The organism is Soonwooa buanensis (assembly GCF_900167905.1).
Classification (GTDB): Bacteria; Bacteroidota; Bacteroidia; order Flavobacteriales; family Weeksellaceae; genus Soonwooa; species Soonwooa buanensis.
Genome location: NZ_FUYZ01000006.1, coordinates 70,133 through 88,990, shown reverse-complemented (window position 1 = coordinate 88,990; position 18,858 = coordinate 70,133). Strand labels below are relative to the sequence as shown.

The following is an 18,858-nucleotide window of genomic DNA, read 5'->3' as shown; positions in this document are numbered from 1 at the left end:
CTAGTTTATTTTTTTCCTTTAGGATTGCTAGATGATGAATTTTCAATTCTAAATAGTGCTAACAAACGTAACTTTAATATTATAATTAAAAAATAAATTAGTCGAATATAATTTTCGATAGAAATTATTTATAATTTTGTAGCGTTGAAAACTTTGAGTAAACATATTAGCTTTGTAATTTTAATCTGTTTGGGCTTTTTGCTTATACCGAGTACTACTTATGCTTGCTCAAAAAAAACAACAAAGACAGACTTAAAGTCAGTTTCAAAAAGTCAGTTCCATAAAGCAGAAATAAAGGATTGCTGTAAAGCAAAATCTTGCAAAAGAGATAAAAACCATAATGATTGTAGTGGAAAATGTAAGCATAGTTCTTGTAGATGTAGCACTTTTTCATCTTCATTGAGTTTACCTATACCGTTTTATATAGAGAACGAAAATCAGTTTGTTGAAATTAAACAACAAAAATTCCATTTCAAACAAGCCTACCATTCTTCAGGCTTTTCTTCCATTTGGCAACCACCTAAAATAGGCTAAAATTATTTCTTTCAAGCCATAATTATGTCTTGTCGAAAACTAAATTAGTTTTCGTAAAATTTTTGTATTCCTAATAATTTAAAAATTTCAAAATGAAATCAATATCAAAAATATTGATGGTAATCACCGTATTACTATCAACCATAAACATTTTTGCCCAAATCAAAAATTCAAAAACAGAAACCGTAAAAGTATATGGTAACTGTGAAATGTGTAAAGCAAACATCGAAAAAGCAGGAAATTTAAAAAATGTATCCACTGTAGAATGGAATAAGGATACGAAAATGGCTACACTCAGCTATGATAGTAAAAAAACAAATCAGGACGAAATATTGAAACGCATTGCCTTAGCTGGTTATGACAGTGAGAAATTTTTAGCTCCAGACGACGTTTATTCAAAATTATCAGGCTGTTGCCAGTATAATAGGGAGCTTAAGCCAGTTGCCACAAACAAAGATGCTGTTATGAATATGAAGGCTGAACACGCAAACCACGACCCTAAAGAAATGGCTGTTACAAATACGGCAACCATTCAAAATGTTCCACAACTTAAATCCGTTTTCGATAATTATTTTTCAGTAAAAGATGCCTTGGTAAAAACCGATCCTGCTATCTCATCTATAAAAGCTGCTGAATTGCTAAAGGCGATAAAAGCTGTAGAAATGACAAAACTCTCAACAGAAGAACATAGCGTTTGGATGAAAGTAATGAAGGATTTAACAGCAAATGCAGAAAAAATTTCTACCGCTAAAGATGTTTCAAAACAAAGAGAAACTTTTGCCTTACTTTCTAAAAATATGTATGAATTAACCAAAGTGTCAAAACAAGAAACACCTGTTTATTATCAGCATTGCCCTATGTACAACAATGGTAAAGGAGCAAATTGGTTAAGCAAAGAAGACGTAATTAAGAACCCTTATTATGGTTCTAAAATGCTTACCTGTGGTAGCGTGCAGGAGACAATTGGCAACAAATAAAGCTCCTCTATTATGGAAAATGAACACAAAATGCAACATAGTTCTATAAATGAAGGACATAGTGGTAAACATTCTTTAGCAATGTACAAACGCTTCGCAATTATGGCAGTTATAATGTTTGCAGCTATGTATTTTATAATGTATGCTATGATTGATGGTTTAAATAATCTTATCCCAAACATTAATAATTTGTATATGACCTTGCTGATGGTTTCTGTAATGTTGATAATAGAATTATGGATAATGAAGGGTATGTATGAAAATAAGAAAATCAATTGGGGCATTATAATAATTTCTGCTGCGATAGGTATCTTTTCGTGGTTTGGGATTCGAGAGCAGTTATTTGTTGGTGATGAAGAATTTGTAAAAGGTATGATACCACACCACGCAGCAGCAGTATTAATGTCTGAAAAATCAAACCTTACCGATCCCGAACTGATACAGTTGCAAAAAAACATACTTAAAACCCAAGCAGAAGAAATAGAATTTATGAAGCGAAAGCTTAAAGAATTTGAAACAAATAAGTAAAAAATCATTCTTTAATAACTTTAAATATTATTACAATGAAAAATATATTTTTCTCCATCATATCATTGGCAACATTAGCAGTATTAACAGTTTCCTGCAATCAGTCTTCCAATAAAAACGACAACGAGCAAGCTAATGATAGCACTGCAATAGCTAAAACGCAAGATTTGTCATCAGCAATACAAAATGATACAGTAAAAGCTTTTGCTTCAAAAGATACGCCTTCTCAAGAAGGTGAAAAACATACTGCAAAGGAGCAAGCGCAAAACTTTATTATCACACCAATTGTTAAAGATTATTTGGCATTAAAAAATGCACTTGTTGCAGATAATGATAAAGCAGCATCCAGTGCAGGCAAACAGCTCATTAGTACATTAAGTAAGGTAGATATGAAAACCATACCTGCAAACAAGCATAAACAATATATGGACATAGCTGAAGATGCCAAAGAAAATGCAGAACATATTGGTGACAATGCAGGAAAGATAGACCACCAAAGAGAACATTTCGCAATTTTGAGTAAAGATGTTTCCGACCTTATTACCTTGTTTGGAACTACAGAAAAACTGTATCAGGATTTCTGCCCAATGTTTAATGATGGCAAAGGTACTATTTGGATTAGCGAAGCCAAGGCAATAAAAAACCCTTACTATGGCAGTAAAATGCTTACCTGCGGTTCTTTAAAAAAAGAATTATAAAATGAAGAAAGTATTAAAGATAATTCTGGCAACATTGCTGTTTATTTTTATTGCTATTCAATTTTACCAACCTGCCCTCAATGTTAATAAAGGGCAGGTTTATCAAACCGATTTTGCAAAGGTTTATTATGTTCCGACAAATGTGCAAAGAATTTTACAAAACGCCTGTTACGACTGCCATAGCAATAATACCAAAGATAAATGGTACGCTAACATTCAACCTATGGCTTTGTTAATGAAAAGACATATTGATGATGGAAAGGCGCAATTAAATTTTAGTGAGTTTGGCAGTTTAGGTAGCCGAAGGCAAATAAGTAAAGTGAAAGGAATTGCAAACCAAATTAAGAACGATGAAATGCCTTTAGCGTCTTATAAAATAATGCACAGCAATGCGAAGCTTTCAAAGAAGCAAAAAAAATTGATGGTAAATTGGATGAACAAAACAGCAGACAGCCTTTCGACTATAAATTAAAACAATGCGCAAAATAAACAAAGAAAACTAAGCAGGGTTTTTATAAATACAAGTTTTTTTTAAATAAAAAAATTAATAAATGAAAAATATAACACTAATAATATTCATCCTTTCCGCATTTTCCCTTGCACAAGCACAGGATATGAAAGGTATGGATATGAGTAAAAAAGAAAATGTTCAGCAGACAACTTATACTTGCTCGATGCATCCTGAAATTCACGCTAAAAAACCAGGCAACTGCCCAAAGTGTGGTATGAAACTGATAAAAGAAAAGGCTAAAGTGGTAATGCAGTCATCAAACAAAAAGAATGATGAAATGCAGATGCCTCCAAAAGAGCAGCCGAAAAAGGTGGACAAAATGAACAATATGTCGATGCCAAAAGGGAAACCTCAAATCGTAAAAAGAATTGTAAAGACAATACCACCAAAAACAGTTCGTTACGATTTATATGTAACAGATACACTGGTAAACTATGCAGGTAAAGAAAAAAGAGCTATTGCCGTAAATGGTCAAATACCAATGCCTACACTTACATTCACAGAAGGCGATACAGCTGAAATTGTTGTACATAACCAATTAAAAGAGAGTACATCGTTGCATTGGCACGGAGTGTTTTTACCTAACAAAGAAGATGGAGTGCCTTGGCTTACACAAAAACCAATTGAGGCCGGTGCAACCTATACTTATCGTTTCCCGATTATTCAACACGGAACGCATTGGTATCATTCCCATTCCGGTTTGCAAGAGCAGATTGGTATGTATGGCAGTTTTGTAATGAAAAAACGTGATGATGATAAAACTTTTAGAGAAGGAATTGATGATTTACCAACTGTACCAATTATTTTAAGCGAATGGACAAATCTTAATCCGGACAACATTAATCGAATGTTGCATAATGCCAATGACTGGGCGGCTATTAAAAAAAATGCAACTCAGTCTTATGTCGAAGCTATTAAAGAAGGTCATTTCAAAACTAAGGTCACAAACGAATGGAAACGGATGTTGGCGATGGACGTTAGCGATGTGTATTATGACAAAATTTTAATCAATGGAAATAACGCTACCGACTTAAAAATGGTTGATGGCAAAAAGCTAAAAGCAGGTGACAGAGTGCGTTTACGTGTCTCAAACGGAGGCGCTTCATCGTATTTTTGGTTGCGATATGCAGGTGGTAAAATTACTGTAGTAGCCAATGATGGCAATGATGTAGAGCCTGTAGAAGTTGATCGTTTAATTATTGCAGTTTCTGAAACTTATGATGTCGTTGTTACGATTCCGGACGATGGTGTGGCTTATGAGTTTTTAGCTACCACTGAAGACAGAACACAGTCTGCAAGCTATTTCGTAGGAAACGGTATTAAGCAACTTATTTCTCCGCTTCCTCGTCTTAAATATTTTGAAGGAATGAAAATGATGAACGATATGATGAAGATGAATGGTGATCTGGATGATATGGGAATGAAAATGAGCTTGAACCAAATGGATATGAATGTAGTGATGTACCCAGAAATTACTGGTGAAGCAAAACAGAAGCAAGATCATAGCGAACACAATATGAATATGAATATGGATAGCGACCCCAATCGTTACAACGCAAATGCTTTAGGAGATATTAAGACCCTGAATTATGCAATGTTGGAATCACCTTACGATACTACGCTTTCAAAAGATGCTCCGGTAAAGGAATTAAAATTTACACTTACCGGAAATATGAACCGCTATGTGTGGAGTATGGATAATAAGATTCTTTCCGAAGTTGATAAAATACCTGTCAAAAAGGGTGAAATTCTACGTATTACCATTTATAATAACTCTATGATGCGACATCCTATGCACTTACACGGGTTCGATTTCAGAGTGATTAACGGTAAAGGCGAAAAATCTCCGCTGAAAAATGTGTTGGATATAATGCCAATGGAAACTGATACGATTGAGTTTTTAGCGAATGAAGAAGGAGATTGGTTTTTCCACTGTCATATCCTTTATCATATGATGTCGGGAATGAACAGAGTTTTTGCGGTTGACGACTATCAAAATCCTAATTTACCTGACAAAAAACAAGCATATAATATGTTGCAGCGCGAGAGTAATATGCCACACTTTATGGCACAGAATGATTTTGCTACGAATGGGAATGATGGTGACGCAATGCTTCAGAACTCAAGATGGAGTTTAGGTACAGAATGGCGTTTAGGCTATAACGATATGCACGGTTATGAAGTAGAAACTCACTTAGGGCGATACATTGGTAAAATGCAGTGGTTTATGCCATTCATTGGTTTTGACTGGAGGTATCGTAAAATGGGTATGGATGAACACGAAACCAATTTATTCGGACAGAAAAACGAGAAAGATACTCGTCGAGCTATAAGTTTAGGTTTTATGTATACAATGCCGATGTTAGTTAATTTTCAAGCAGAAGTCTATCACGATGGTATTGTTCGTCTTTCCTTAATGCGCGAAGATATTCCTATAACAAAAAGATTAAGAGCAGGTTTTATGGTCAACACCGATATGGAATATATGACCGAACTCAAATATATTATCAATAAAAATGTAGGTATTCGTACACATTACGACAGTGATATGGGCTTTGGTGTGGGTTTATCTCTCAATTACTAATTATTTTAAATTGTACTATAAATTAACGTATTATTATCATTTAATATTTTTAAAAACAAGATCCAGCTCTAAGAGCTGAATCTTGTTTTTATATTAATATAGTTTAAAAAAATCGTCTTTTCTTTAATAGCAATACAATGCAACTAATATCTTAACTCCCTCACGATCACTGTCATCAACTTCTAATTGTATAAAATTGGTATTTGATGAAGAAGAAAGATATGATAATGCAAATCAGGAAAGAACTTAGTCCAGAATTTTACAATAAAAAAATGCCAACTCTAGTCGGTATTTTACTCATTTATAAGATTAAAAAATTGTTCAAGAGTAATTTTTCTTGCTTTGCATATCCTATAAAGTGTTTCAACGGGAATTCTATATGTAATATCACTTTTAATTTTTCTGATAGTACTTTCTTCAACATCGTGATTTTTAGCAAACGAGTTTTGTGACTTATTTTCTTTAAGCCAAGGAACTAACCAATTTTTAGTTATATAAGAACAGATTTTCTCGTTTATGTCAATCATATAACAAAAGAAATATTTTGTAATTGAAATATTACGGTCGTTCGACCGTAATTAAATTATTTTTGTTATATTTGCAATACAAGTTACAGTAATGTAATTTTGCGATAGTTCAAAAAAAACATAGAAGCTATTGCTTAGATTCTCGATTGGAAAACTGGCACTTTTCAAAAAGCAACGAGTTGATAAGTAAATGTGCCCACGACTTCGGCGTGGGCTCACTTATCGTTGCTCGGTATGCCAGTACCTCCAGTCGGTAAGTTGAGTTCCACGCCTTTTGTTTTTTTGACAAAATGTAATGAGGTGGTGATATGAATAGTTTGTTGCTTTCATACAAAGATCTAAGCAGTTCCTTCCAGTAATAGATAGCTAAATCCGCTGCTTATGAAAAGAACAGACTCTTTCTCCCGAAAACTAAGCAATCTTCAGTTGTACGAACTGCTGAAAAAAGGCAATCCGACCGCTTTGGAACATATTCATCTGCGCTACAAAAGACTTCTTTTCTGGGTTGGAAGGCAAGTGCTTGAGGATGATTTTGTAGTGGAAACTATTCTTCAGGATACATTCCTCAAATTGTGGCTACACCGCAACACCATTGAAACTCCGAATCATATTCTTGGCTTTTTACGGTTTGTGATGAAAAGAGATTGTATATCTTATGTTACTGCTCCAAGAAATAAATTCAACCGTTTGATGGCTTCTCTTGAAAGTTTTGAGAATTATCAAGATTATCTAGTGGGTTATGATCCCCTAACTGATAAAGAGAATCTCCTCAGTCACGAATCGGATCAGAAAAATTTCGATGAAGTCAAAAAGGTTTTACCCATTTTGGATCCCAAAAGAAAACACCTTATTGAACTTTGCTTGGAATATGGCTTTCAGCACAAGCCCATCGCAGAAGCAATGGGTAGCAGTGTGAAAGACATCAGCAATGAGGTGAGCAGAGCTATAAATGATCTTCGCAAAATTCTTAATAGAAGTTCTTTTGAACAGCCACAGGAAAAAGCTTTTGACAATAAAGAGCAGTCAGAAAAACTCAGTAGTCAACAACTCGATATTTTGAAAAGAAGGTTTGAGAAGAAATCTTCATTTGCAGTTATTGCCCGAGAACTCAAATTACCAGAAAAGGAAGTCCATCGGGAATTTATGTACGCCTATCAGTATCTGCAAAATCAAAACACTTCTGAAATACCTCTTTGAAATGGAAAAATCCACGATGACATTGACCCGAAGAATTCAGCTTTTGATAGATCTTCCTGCAAATGAACAAAAAGAAATGTGGGAAAAACTTTACCGATATCAGAACCGCTGTTTCCGAGCAGCTAATTTAATTGTTTCTCATCTGTATGTTCAGGAAATGATCAAGGATTTCTTTTACCTAACCGAAGAAATCCAATACAAGCTTGCTGATGAAAAAAAAGATGAAATGGGAATATTTACACGTTCCAAAACAAATACAACGGCACGCTTGGTTTCTGACCGTTTCAAAGGAGAAATCCCTACCGATATTCTGGGAAGCCTGAACAATACTATTCAATCTACCTTTTCTAAAAACAAAGCCGATTACTGGCAAGGAACAAAATCGCTGAGAAATTTTAAAAAAGACATTCCAATTCCGCTTCCTATCAAATGCATCAGCAAAATGAAATATGATGAGGGAAAGAAAGCGTTTTGCTTCAATATGTTTGCAATTCCTGTTAAAACGTATTTGGGAAAGGACTACTCTGATAAGCGACTGATAATGGAACGCCTCTTAAGAGAAGAGATAAAGCTTTGCACATCGCAGATCCAGCTGAAAGCAGGAAAAATCTATTGGCTTGCAGTATTTGAATTCGAAAAAGAAGAGCATCATTTAAAACCTGATATCATTGCAGAAGCTTCCCTGTCTCTGGAGCATCCTATAGTAGCAAAAGCCAACAATGTGCGAATCAATATTGGCTCAAAAGAGGAGTTTTTATATCGAAGGCTTGCGATTCAAGCAAGTCAAAAAAGAATCCAAAACGGAGTCGCCTATGCCCGTTCGGGAAATGGAGCCAAGAGAAAACAAAAGGCATTGTATAAAACAGAAAATTTGGAAAGCAAATATGTGAGTCATCGGCTACATTTGTACAGCCGGAAATTGATTGATTTCTGCATCCAACAACAGGCAGGCACACTCATTCTAAAAAATCAAGAAGATAAGATAGGCATTGCAAAAGAACAGGAATTCGTCCTTCGCAACTGGAGTTATTATGAATTGCAGAGCAAAATAAAATACAAAGCAGAAAAAGCAGGTATCGAATTAATCATTGGATAACTAAAAAATAACGAGGGTGCTTGTAAACCCGCAGGGTGAGGTCTTGAACACTCACTAAATACTCTAGTAGTATGTACAACGGCGTGGGTTCTTTTTTTAATCCATAAGAATGCTGAAAGAAAAGGGTGATATGGTTAGATCCAAAATACTTATCAATAAATAAAAAAATATAAGTAATACGAGATAATTACTATTTCACAAGAAAGGTTCAACAAATTGTTGAACCTTTCTATTTTATTAATCTAGAGTGAATAAATTTTTTAGTACAGATAAATTTAAACTAGACATATTAAAACTTCATCTTCTGAATTCTTACCGCATTCAGAATAGCTAATAAAGCAACACCTACATCAGCAAATACAGCTTCCCACATTGTCGCCAATCCGCCAGCTCCCAAAATCAATACAATTCCTTTAACAATAAACGCTAATATGATATTTTGCCAAACTATTTTTTTGGTTTGTTTACCTATATTAATTGCCATCGGTATTTTACTTGGTTTATCATCCTGAATGACTACATCAGCAGTTTCGATAGTTGCATCACTACCTAAACCACCCATTGCTATACCAACATCACTTAATGCTACTACTGGTGCATCGTTAACACCATCGCCTACAAAAGCTACACTTTCATTATTTGCTTTAAGTTCTTTTACTTTATTTACTTTGTCTTCCGGCAATAAATCGCCAAAGAAATTTGTAATTCCCAACTTATCTGCAACAAATTTTACAACGGTACTTTTATCGCCACTTAACATTGTGGTATTTACACCTAACTCCTTTAGTTTATCAATGGTTAGCTGTGCGTCTTCTTTTATGCTATCGGCAATGGTAATGTATCCTGCAAATTTACCATCGTAAGCAATGGCGATTATGGTATAAACGATGGTGCTTGGATTCAAATCATAACTGATATTGAATTTATCCATCAACTTAAAATTCCCTACCAGTAGTTGTTTTCCGTTTACATTAGCTTTCAAGCCGTGTCCTGATATTTCTTCTGTGTTTTCTAATTTAATTGAGCTGTCAATTTCACCTACATAGTTATGAATAGCTGTTGCAACCGGATGCGTACTTTGGTTTTCCAAAGTATTTACCATTTTTAGGATTTCGTCTTTATTAAATTCTGGTTTCAATATTACTTCCTGTACTTTAAAAACACCTTCGGTCATTGTACCTGTTTTATCCATCACAACATTTTGGATATTCGCAATTATATCCAAGAAGTTACTTCCTTTAAACAAAATACCATTTTTAGAAGCCGCACCAATTCCCCCAAAATAACCCAAAGGAATACTGATGACCAAAGCACACGGACAAGAAATAACCAGAAAGACCAAGGCTCTGTAAAGCCAGTCTCTGAAAATATAATTCTCTACAAAAAAGTATGGCAGAAAGCAGATCAATACTGCTAGTCCTACAACAATTGGTGTATATATTCTTGCGAATTTTCGGATAAAAAGTTCTGTAGGTGCTTTTTGAGCCGTAGCATTCTGAACCAATTCAAGAATTTTGCTCAACTTACTGTCTTCGTAAGCAGTAGTTACTTTCACTTGAGCGATGGTTTGAAGATTTATCATTCCTGCCAATACAGCTTCACCTTTATTTTTTGTATCGGGCTTACTTTCTCCGGTTAAAGCAGCAGTATTGAATGATGCTGATTCACTTATTAATTCTCCATCTAAAGCTAATTTTTCACCCGACTTCAATTGGATAACATCACCAATCTTTGCCTGTTCTGCCTGAATTGTTTTCGGCTGATCATTTACAAGAATGGTTACTTCATCTGGTCTTTGGTCTAATAATGCTTTAATATTACTTTTAGCTCTGGAAACGGCCAAAGTTTGGAAGACTTCTCCAACGCTATAAAACAGCATTACCGCAACACCTTCGGGATATTCGCCTATGGCAAATGCGCCAACTGTAGCAATACTCATCAGAAAGAATTCCGAAAAAACATCACCTTTTGTAATGCTTTCAAATGCTTCTTTCAAAACCGGAAGACCCACTGGAATGTAAGCAACCGCATACCATAAAATTCTGACCCAATCTTTGAACCATTCCTGAGGCAAGAAATAATCCATCGCAATACCTGAAAATAAGACAATTAAGGAAATAATTGCTGGCAAAAACATTTGGAATGTACTTTTTTCGGAATTACTATGCTCGTGATCGTGACCATCGTCATCGCTATGTTGTTCTACAGGTTTGCTTTTTTTCGGCGTACAACATCCATCACCTTCAATTATTTTTTTAGCACCTGCGTCTTCATATATTTTATCTTCCTGCGCAGTTGGCTTTTTCTCAGGATGATTTTCGTGATTTATATTTTTATGTGACATAATTTATTTATTTAATGTTCGTGTTCTCCAGAATTACTCAATTTGGCATTGACAAAAAACGCACCTTTTACAACTACCTGCGCGTCTTCTGGAATTTTATTGACTGAAGTAATTGCCGTATATCCCATATCAGAAGAACCTTTTACCACTTCTATTTTTTCAAAGTTGATTGTTTTCATTTCTTTCTCAGGTACTTTCTGTTCTTCTTCCTGTTCGCTTGCCTCCTCGTGATGACTCTCTGCTTTTTTGTCTGTTTTGACAAAAATATAATATTTGCTGTCTGCTTCTACAATAGCATCGTTGGGAACTGCTGGTGTGGTACTTTTATCGAGACTTACTATTCCTGTGATGTTCATTCCATCGATCAATCCAGCTTTGTTTCCCGTTACAGAACAGTGCACAGAAATCGTTTTGCTGTCATTTTCAAAGGATGATCCAATGCTATATATTTTTGCATCATATTCAGTTTCCGGATTATTGGTCAATTTAAAATGAACGATTTGTCCAACCATCATTTTGGGCAAATCCTTTTCAAAAACCTGTAAATCTAAATGCAAAGAACCGTTATCAATAACTTCTGCAACTGGCGAAGAAATATCAACATAACTTCCTATCTGCGAAGAAATGTTGCTGACCGTTCCACTGATCGGCGATGTGATAACTAGTCCTGATTTCAAATTGCCATTGCTGATATTCGAAGGATTAATCCCCATAATCTGAAGTTGTCTCTGCAAAGATGAATACTGAGTTCTAAGACTTTTCAGTTCGGCATCAGAACTTTGAAGATTTTTCTTTGCGCCAGCATCATTATTAAACAACTCCTTTTGTCTTCTGTATTCCTGCTCGGCAAAGGCAATTCTGCTTTTTACTGTTAGATATTGCTCTTGTAACTGAATGTATTCCGGATTTGAAATAGAGGCAATCACCTGCCCTTTTCTTACAAAATCCCCGATTTGTACATTCAAAGTTTTAATAATTCCTCCGTACATTGAGGTAATGGTTGCTTTGTTATTATTGGGAACCCGTAATGCACCATTTGCTTTAATTGTTGAAGTCAATTCTTTCATTTCTATTTTCCCCAAAGAAATGCCGACCGCTTTCATCTGTTCTTCTGTAAGACTTGCAATGGTTTGTGGTGATTCCTCGCCGTGTTCTTCGGTTTGTTCGGTTTTTAATTCGCTTTCAGATTCATTAGAATCTTTCTTTCCGCAGCTTATGAGAAAAACAAAGGCAAAAGCCGTGTAAATAATATGTTGTTTCATTTTATTTATTGATTAAAGAATTAATGGTAATAACAGACTGGTTTACCTGTTGAATGGATTCCAGATATTTCAGCTGAATGTTGGTTGCGGTCTGCAAAGCAAAAAGATATTCGACGTAAGAGATTTCTCCCGTTTTATATCCGAGTTGTCCAGCTTTCACAATTTTTTCAGCATTTGGTAAAGCTTGAATGACGTAATACTCATACTGCTGAACATCCTGCTGATATTGTCTTAAAACATTTTCTAACTGTGTAGTCAGTTGTTTTTGCTGAAGTTTCGCATTGGATTCAGCGATTTGCTTCTGATAATCCAAAGACTGAATTCGGGCTTTCGTTGCTCCGAAAGTCAAAGGAATTGAGATACCAATATTGGCTACGTTAAAACGGTTTCCCGCATTATAATATTTTTCCTGACCGTTCACGGTATGGAAACCAATAATCGACTGGTTCGTATAACCCAAACTGAACTCCGGCAAACCTTGTGACTTCTCCACATTTTTATTCTTCTCGGCAATTTCCATTTCCTGATAAAAAGCTTTAACCGTTGGATGACTGGCAATTGTAATACTGTCCAGAACATATTCCACTTTCAGTGGCTGATAATTTTTTGTGAGCGGAATCTCAATTTCATCATCAGTATTAAGCAGAGTTTTCAGGTTTTTGTATACATTTTTCAGATAGATTTTATTCTGATTTAACAAAAGATTGATTTCTCCTTTCTGAGTTTCTGCCGTGTTGATTTCTATTTTTTTAATGTCACCAGCATTAAATCTCACCGTTGCAATCCTGATAAAATCCTGATACAAACTGTCGAGTTTCATCAGTTTAGTCTGATTATAATGCAAATATTCAATCTGATAAAAATACGTTCTCACCTGTTTTGCCAGTTCATTGACGGTAATCTCTCGGCTGATTTGTTTGCCTTTGATTTCTTGAGCAATAAGTTCTTTTCTTGCCTTAAACAAAGTAGGAAACGGAATACTCTGAGAAATCGAAAATGACTGGTCAAATTTTGGACTGTTATATTGTCCCAACTGCGCATTGAAATTCATTTTCGGAATTTCGTTGGCAGTTGGTTTCAAAGCTTCAGAAACTTTAATATCCAAATCTTTTGACTTGATTGAATAATTATTGCTCAAAGCCATTTCTGTTGCCTGTTCCACCGATAGCACATTAGTGTTTTGGGCACTCAAAGTTTGTCCGAATAATAGAAATCCTAAAACCACAATCGTTGTCAAAGATTTCATTTTAAAATTATTCCTTCTGAATTTTGTATTAAAAATTAGGTACAACATTGGCAAAACGAATAATGTCAGGAAAGTCGCCGTTATCAATCCTCCAATCACGACGGTCGCCAAAGGTTTCTGAACTTCTGCTCCAGCTCCGGTTGAAATTGCCATCGGAAGAAATCCTAAAGAAGCCACGGCAGCAGTCATTAAGACTGGTCGAAGTCTTGTTTTAGTGCCTTCAAAAACGCGCTTCAAAATATCAGTTTCCCCATCTTTTTCCAGTTGGTTGAATGTTCCAATCAAAACAATTCCGTTCAAAACTGCAACTCCAAACAGAGCTATAAATCCAATTCCAGCACTGATACTGAAAGGCATATCTCGTATCAATAATGCGAAAATTCCGCCAATCGCACTCATTGGAATGGCGGTAAAAATCAAAGCAGCCTGTTTGAACGAGCGGAATGTAAAATATAGCAAGAAAAATATCAGAAGTAAAGAAACGGGAACAGCAATCATCAGACGTTTACTGGCTGCCTGAAGATTCTCAAACTGCCCGCCATACGTGAAGTAATATCCCGAAGGCAACTTGATTTGCCTATCCAATTTTGCCTGAATATCATTCACAACACTTTCCACATCGCGGTTTTTCACATTAAAACCAATCACAATTCTACGTTTACCCTCTTCTCTACTTATCTGTGACGGCCCGAGTTTGTAACTGATATTGGCAACCTGAGAAAGCGGAATCTGATTTCCCGAACTCGTGGAAATCATTAAATTATTAACATCATCAATGTTGGTTCTGTGAATGCTGTCTAAGCGAACTACTAAATCAAAACGTCTTTCGTTCTCAAAAACTTGACCGGCTGACTTTCCTGCGAAAGCTGTACTCAAAGAATTATTGACATCTTCAATGTTCAATCCGTAATTGGCCATTCTTGTACGGTCATATTCAACATTGATTTGCGGAAGTCCGCTGATTCGTTCTATTTGCGGAGCAGTTGCACCATCAACAGTTTGAACTACCTTATTCACTTTTTCAGCATAAATCGCAAGAGAATCCAGATTTTCACCAAAAATTTTCACGGCTACATCTTGCCGGATTCCTGTCATCAATTCATTAAATCGCATCTGTATCGGCTGGTTTTTCTCAAAGAAAACACCGGGAATCAGTTCTAACTTTTCTGAAATCTCGTCTGCGAGTTCATCATAAGATTTTTTGGTTTTCCAATCGCTTTGCGGTTTTAAAACGATAATCAAATCAGTTGCTTCCGGAGGCATTGGGTCGGTAGGAACTTCAGCAGCACCTGTTTTACCAACAACCATCTTTACTTCATCAAATTGTTTGATAATTCTGGAAGCCTGCATTGATGTTTCCACACTTTGGGTAAGTGAGCTTCCCTGTGGTAATATACAATGAAATGCAAAATCACCTTCCTGCAACTGCGGAATAAACTCACCTCCCATTCTTGAGAAGATTACAATACAAACAGCAAATAAAACGACCGTAGCAGAAACAATGATGTATTTCAATTGCAAAGCTTTTCGCAATAATGGCTGATAAAAACTTTGCAACTTATTCATCATCTTATCAGAGAAGGTTTCTTTGGTCGAAACTGTTTTAGATAAAAATAAAGCACTCATCATCGGGATATATGTCAGTGATAAAATCAATGCTCCTAAAATTGCAAACCCAACCGTTTTTGCCATTGGTGTAAACATTTTTCCTTCTACACCGACTAACGTTAAGATTGGTATGTAAACGATTAAGATAATAATTTCACCAAATGCTGCGCTGTTTCTGATTTTGGATGCGGACAGGAAAACTTCCTCATCCATCTCCGACTGTGTCAGTTTTTGATTAGATTTTCTGAGACCTAAGTGATGAAGTGTAGCCTCTACAATGATAACCGCTCCATCAACAATTAATCCGAAATCTATTGCCCCTAAGCTCATTAAATTGGCACTAACACCGAAGACATTCATCATTCCTAGTGCGAAAAGTAGCGACAGAGGAATCGCTGAAGCAACGATTAATCCTGCTCTGAAATTCCCAAGAAATATGACCAGAACAAAAATAACGATGAGCGCTCCTTCAATCAGGTTTTTCTCAACGGTATTGATTGCTCGTCCTACTAGATCAGACCTGTCAAGATAAGGTTCTATTAGAACATCTTCTGGCAAAGATTTTTGGATGGTGGGAATTTTATCTTTAATACGGCTAACTACTTCGTTGCTGTTGGCACCTTTTAACATCATTACAATACCTCCAACTGCATCTACCTGACCATTATATGTCATTGCGCCGTAACGGATTGCGCTTCCCAATCTAACATCTGCAACATCTTTTATAAAAATTGGAACACTGCCCGTTTTATTAACGATGGCGATATTTTTAATATCTTCCAGAGAAGTCACAACCCCAATTCCACGGATGAAATAGGCATTTGGTTTTTTGTCAATGTACGCTCCGCCAGTATTCTGATTATTTTTTTCCAATGCAGTAAAAAGCTCTGTAATGCTGACTCCCATTGATCTGAGGCGGTCAGGGTTGACAGCTACTTCATATTGTTTCAGCTCACCGCCAAAGCTGTTGACTTCTGCAACACCAGGTGTTCCGTTCAGTTGTCTTCTTACAATCCAATCCTGCATTGTGCGCAGTTCCTTGGATGAGTATTTTTTCTCGCTACCTTTTTTTGGATGGAGAATATATTGATAAACATCACCTAGACCTGTGCTGACTGGTGCAAGCTCTGGTGTTCCAACTCCTTTAGGTATTTCTTCTGTTGCTTGTTTTAGTTTTTCGGAAATAAGCTGACGGGCAAAATACACGTCAACATTTTCTTTGAAAACGACAGTAATAACAGACAATCCGAATCTTGAAATACTTCTGGTTTCCTCAATATCTGGAATATTTGCTATGCTTTGTTCAATTGGAAATGTAACCAACTGCTCCACCTCTTGCCCTGCCAATGTTGGACAAACGGTAATAATTTGAACCTGATTATTAGTGATGTCAGGAACAGCATCTATGGGTAATTTGGTAGCGCTCCATACGCCCCAAATAATCAATAACAAAGTCATTATACCAATGACGATTTTGTTGTTGATGCTAAATTTTATGATTTTATCTAACACAGAATTTGATTTAATTTTTATTGATTTCCAACCTTAATCTTATCATTAAGAAATTGATATAATTTAGGAATACAAATATGAATAGATGAACCGTGCAATCCTATTGCATAGTATCTCTAAAAGTTGATGAAAGATTTTCTTTCATCTGATCAATAAAAATTAAATTTTGGGAGGTTGCCAGATATGGTCGTAAACCTGATAGGCAATATTATTCTTTTGAAAAAGAATTTTTTTTGAGAAATAAATCTTAGACTGTACTGGAATCTGCAATAACTTTTCGCAGTTAAATGTGCTAATTTTGATTTGACAACAACTACATAGGCAAAAAGGAGAACACGGATCATCTTTTTCTTTAGAATGAGAATTGTCAGCATTCATTGAAATTTGATGATTGTCACGAACCTCCGACTGAGCTTTAACATCACTGCAAGGCATTAAAAGTAATGCAATGAAGTAGATTGTTAATATGAGTCTTAGAAATTTCACTTTACAAAAGTATAAAATTTTATTATATTGCTTCAACATAATGGAAAAACTTCGTTATGTGAAAGATTGGTTAAGGAAAAGAAGAAATGCTGGCAAGACTAGAAAATCTAATTAAAAAAAGAATATTAAAAATAATCCAAGACAACTACTTTTCAAAGAAACGGAACAACCATACTGATTGAGCCGTTTTTATTTATTAAAGATCATTGCGAATAAAAGATAAATTTATAGTGATATATATAATATTTTTAAGAGCTGAGAAATTTTATTAGAATATTAGCACTTCCATAACTCCGTTAAATATTCTGAAATGACTATTCCTGTTTATAATACTTTTGTTTCAGCCATAAACTAACTCTAACTAATAAAATTAACACAGGCACTTCCACAAGGGGGCCAATGACACCAACAAATGCTTGCGAAGAATGGATTCCAAAAACTGCTATAGCAACAGCAATAGCTAATTCAAAATTGTTTCCTGTTGCCGTAAAAGCGATAGAAGCATTTTTGTCGTATGGTACTTTCAATGCCTTACTAATGAAAAAACTGATGAAGAATGTAAGAACAAAATATATTACTAATGGGATGGCAACTTTAACAACGTCCATTGGTAGCTCTAAAATTTTGTCTCCCTTCAAACTGAACATCAATACGATGGTAAACAGCAAAGCATACAAAGTAATAGGTGAAATAGCCGGAATGAATTTTCTATTGAACCAATCTTTTCCTTTCAATTTAATTAGAAAATAACGGCTCAAAAATCCTGCAATAAATGGAATTCCCAAATAAATGAAAACACTTTCTGCAACATCTTTCATTGGTACAGAAACATTGAAATTTCCTAAACCAAGCTTTTGTGGTAATACATTAATGAAAAGCCAAACATAAAAACTATAAAACACCAATTGGAAAATACTGTTCAATGCGATTAGCAAAGCGGCGTACTCCCGATTACCTTTTGCCAAATCGTTCCAGACAATTACCATAGCTATACATCTTGCTAAACCGATCAAAATTAGACCGATCATATAGTCTGGCTCATCTCGCAGAAAAATGATAGCTAAAACAAACATTAAAATAGGGCTGATAATCCAATTCAGTAATAATGATACTGACATTACTTTTTTGTCTTTAAAAGCCATTGGTAATAGAGTGTAATCAACTTTTGCCAAAGGTGGATACATCATTAAGATTAAACCTATTGCTAAAGGAATATTAGTTGTTCCAATAGATAAAGAATTTGTGACAGTAGAAATATTAGGAAAGAAATTTCCCAAACCAATACCCAGAAGCATTGCTAAAAAGATCCATAGGGTAAGAAAGCGGTCGAGGAATTTTAATTTTGGTTGCATCGTCTAATTATTTAGTTGAGCGTATTGTTCCGTTGTTAATAGATTTTCAGTTTCTCTTAGGTCTTCAATTGCAATTTTGACCATCCAGCCATTATCAAATGGATTAGAATTTACAAGCGTTGGCTCTTTTAAAAGTTGCTCATTGGTTTCAATTATTTTTCCTGAAAGAGGCATAAATAGATCGCTGACAGTTTTAATGGCTTCTACAGAACCAAATACTTCGTCTTGTTTGAAATGATGATTAACATTCGGCAAGTCAACATATACGATTTCTCCTAATTCGTTTTGTGCGTAAGCAGTGATACCGACAGTTGCGTTATTGTTCTCAATATGAACCCAAGTATGCTCTTTCGAATAATATAAATCTTTTGGAAGTTCCATTTTTTAGATTTTAAA

At 35.3% G+C, this 18,858-nt stretch carries 14 protein-coding genes; 7 read left to right on the top strand and 7 right to left on the bottom strand.

Annotated features, from left to right (window positions below; genetic code table 11):
• Positions 1–626 precede the first annotated feature (626 nt).
• The 5 genes from B5X62_RS09685 (at position 627) to B5X62_RS09665 (ending at position 5,832) form a co-directional block, all read left to right on the top strand.
• Positions 627–1,511, top strand: a complete 885-nt coding sequence (locus tag B5X62_RS09685; protein WP_079667230.1) for a DUF3347 domain-containing protein — start codon at positions 627–629, stop codon at positions 1,509–1,511.
• Between the two features lie 12 nt (positions 1,512–1,523).
• Entirely contained in the window at positions 1,524–2,039 is a 516-nt protein-coding gene (locus tag B5X62_RS09680) for a DUF305 domain-containing protein (RefSeq protein WP_079667229.1), read from the top strand.
• A gap of 35 nt (positions 2,040–2,074) precedes the next feature.
• Positions 2,075–2,737, top strand: coding sequence for a DUF3347 domain-containing protein (locus B5X62_RS09675; protein WP_079667228.1), 663 nt, complete (start codon positions 2,075–2,077; stop codon positions 2,735–2,737).
• A 1-nt stretch (position 2,738) separates the two neighbouring features.
• Positions 2,739–3,209 (top strand): heme-binding domain-containing protein, encoded by a 471-nt coding sequence (locus B5X62_RS09670; RefSeq protein WP_079667227.1) that lies wholly within the window; start codon positions 2,739–2,741, stop codon positions 3,207–3,209.
• 79 nt (positions 3,210–3,288) lie between these two features.
• Positions 3,289–5,832: a multicopper oxidase domain-containing protein gene (locus tag B5X62_RS09665; protein WP_144038349.1), complete on the top strand. Its 2,544-nt coding sequence runs from the start codon at positions 3,289–3,291 to the stop codon at positions 5,830–5,832.
• Positions 5,833–6,125: 293 nt separating this feature from the next.
• Here B5X62_RS09665 and B5X62_RS15760 read toward each other — a convergent pair whose 3' ends face one another.
• Entirely contained in the window at positions 6,126–6,359 is a 234-nt protein-coding gene (locus B5X62_RS15760; protein ID WP_079667226.1) for a helix-turn-helix domain-containing protein, read from the bottom strand.
• A gap of 381 nt (positions 6,360–6,740) precedes the next feature.
• Between B5X62_RS15760 and B5X62_RS09655 the strand changes: the two genes are divergently transcribed.
• Both B5X62_RS09655 and B5X62_RS09650 read left to right on the top strand, forming a co-directional pair.
• The gene (locus B5X62_RS09655) at positions 6,741–7,556 is read left to right on the top strand and encodes an RNA polymerase sigma factor (protein WP_079667225.1); all 816 of its coding nucleotides are present in this window, start codon (positions 6,741–6,743) and stop codon (positions 7,554–7,556) included.
• 1 nt (position 7,557) lies between these two features.
• Positions 7,558–8,652, top strand: a complete 1,095-nt coding sequence (locus B5X62_RS09650; protein ID WP_079667224.1) for a hypothetical protein — start codon at positions 7,558–7,560, stop codon at positions 8,650–8,652.
• A 289-nt stretch (positions 8,653–8,941) separates the two neighbouring features.
• Here B5X62_RS09650 and B5X62_RS09645 read toward each other — a convergent pair whose 3' ends face one another.
• From B5X62_RS09645 to gcvH, 6 genes are all read right to left on the bottom strand, one after another.
• The gene (locus tag B5X62_RS09645) at positions 8,942–10,996 is read right to left on the bottom strand and encodes a heavy metal translocating P-type ATPase (RefSeq protein WP_079667223.1); all 2,055 of its coding nucleotides are present in this window, start codon (positions 10,994–10,996) and stop codon (positions 8,942–8,944) included.
• An 11-nt stretch (positions 10,997–11,007) separates the two neighbouring features.
• Complete coding sequence (locus B5X62_RS09640) at positions 11,008–12,258, bottom strand: efflux RND transporter periplasmic adaptor subunit (RefSeq protein ID WP_079667222.1); 1,251 nt, start codon at positions 12,256–12,258, stop codon at positions 11,008–11,010.
• 1 nt (position 12,259) lies between these two features.
• Positions 12,260–16,624: a CusA/CzcA family heavy metal efflux RND transporter gene (locus B5X62_RS09635; RefSeq protein WP_079667221.1), complete on the bottom strand. Its 4,365-nt coding sequence runs from the start codon at positions 16,622–16,624 to the stop codon at positions 12,260–12,262.
• A gap of 159 nt (positions 16,625–16,783) precedes the next feature.
• Entirely contained in the window at positions 16,784–17,149 is a 366-nt protein-coding gene (locus B5X62_RS15735; protein ID WP_317041903.1) for a DUF6660 family protein, read from the bottom strand.
• Between the two features lie 275 nt (positions 17,150–17,424).
• Positions 17,425–18,462, bottom strand: coding sequence for an ACR3 family arsenite efflux transporter (gene arsB / locus B5X62_RS09625; protein ID WP_079667220.1), 1,038 nt, complete (start codon positions 18,460–18,462; stop codon positions 17,425–17,427).
• A 3-nt stretch (positions 18,463–18,465) separates the two neighbouring features.
• Complete coding sequence (gene gcvH / locus B5X62_RS09620) at positions 18,466–18,843, bottom strand: glycine cleavage system protein GcvH (protein WP_079667219.1); 378 nt, start codon at positions 18,841–18,843, stop codon at positions 18,466–18,468.
• Between the last annotated feature and the right edge of the window lie 15 nt (positions 18,844–18,858).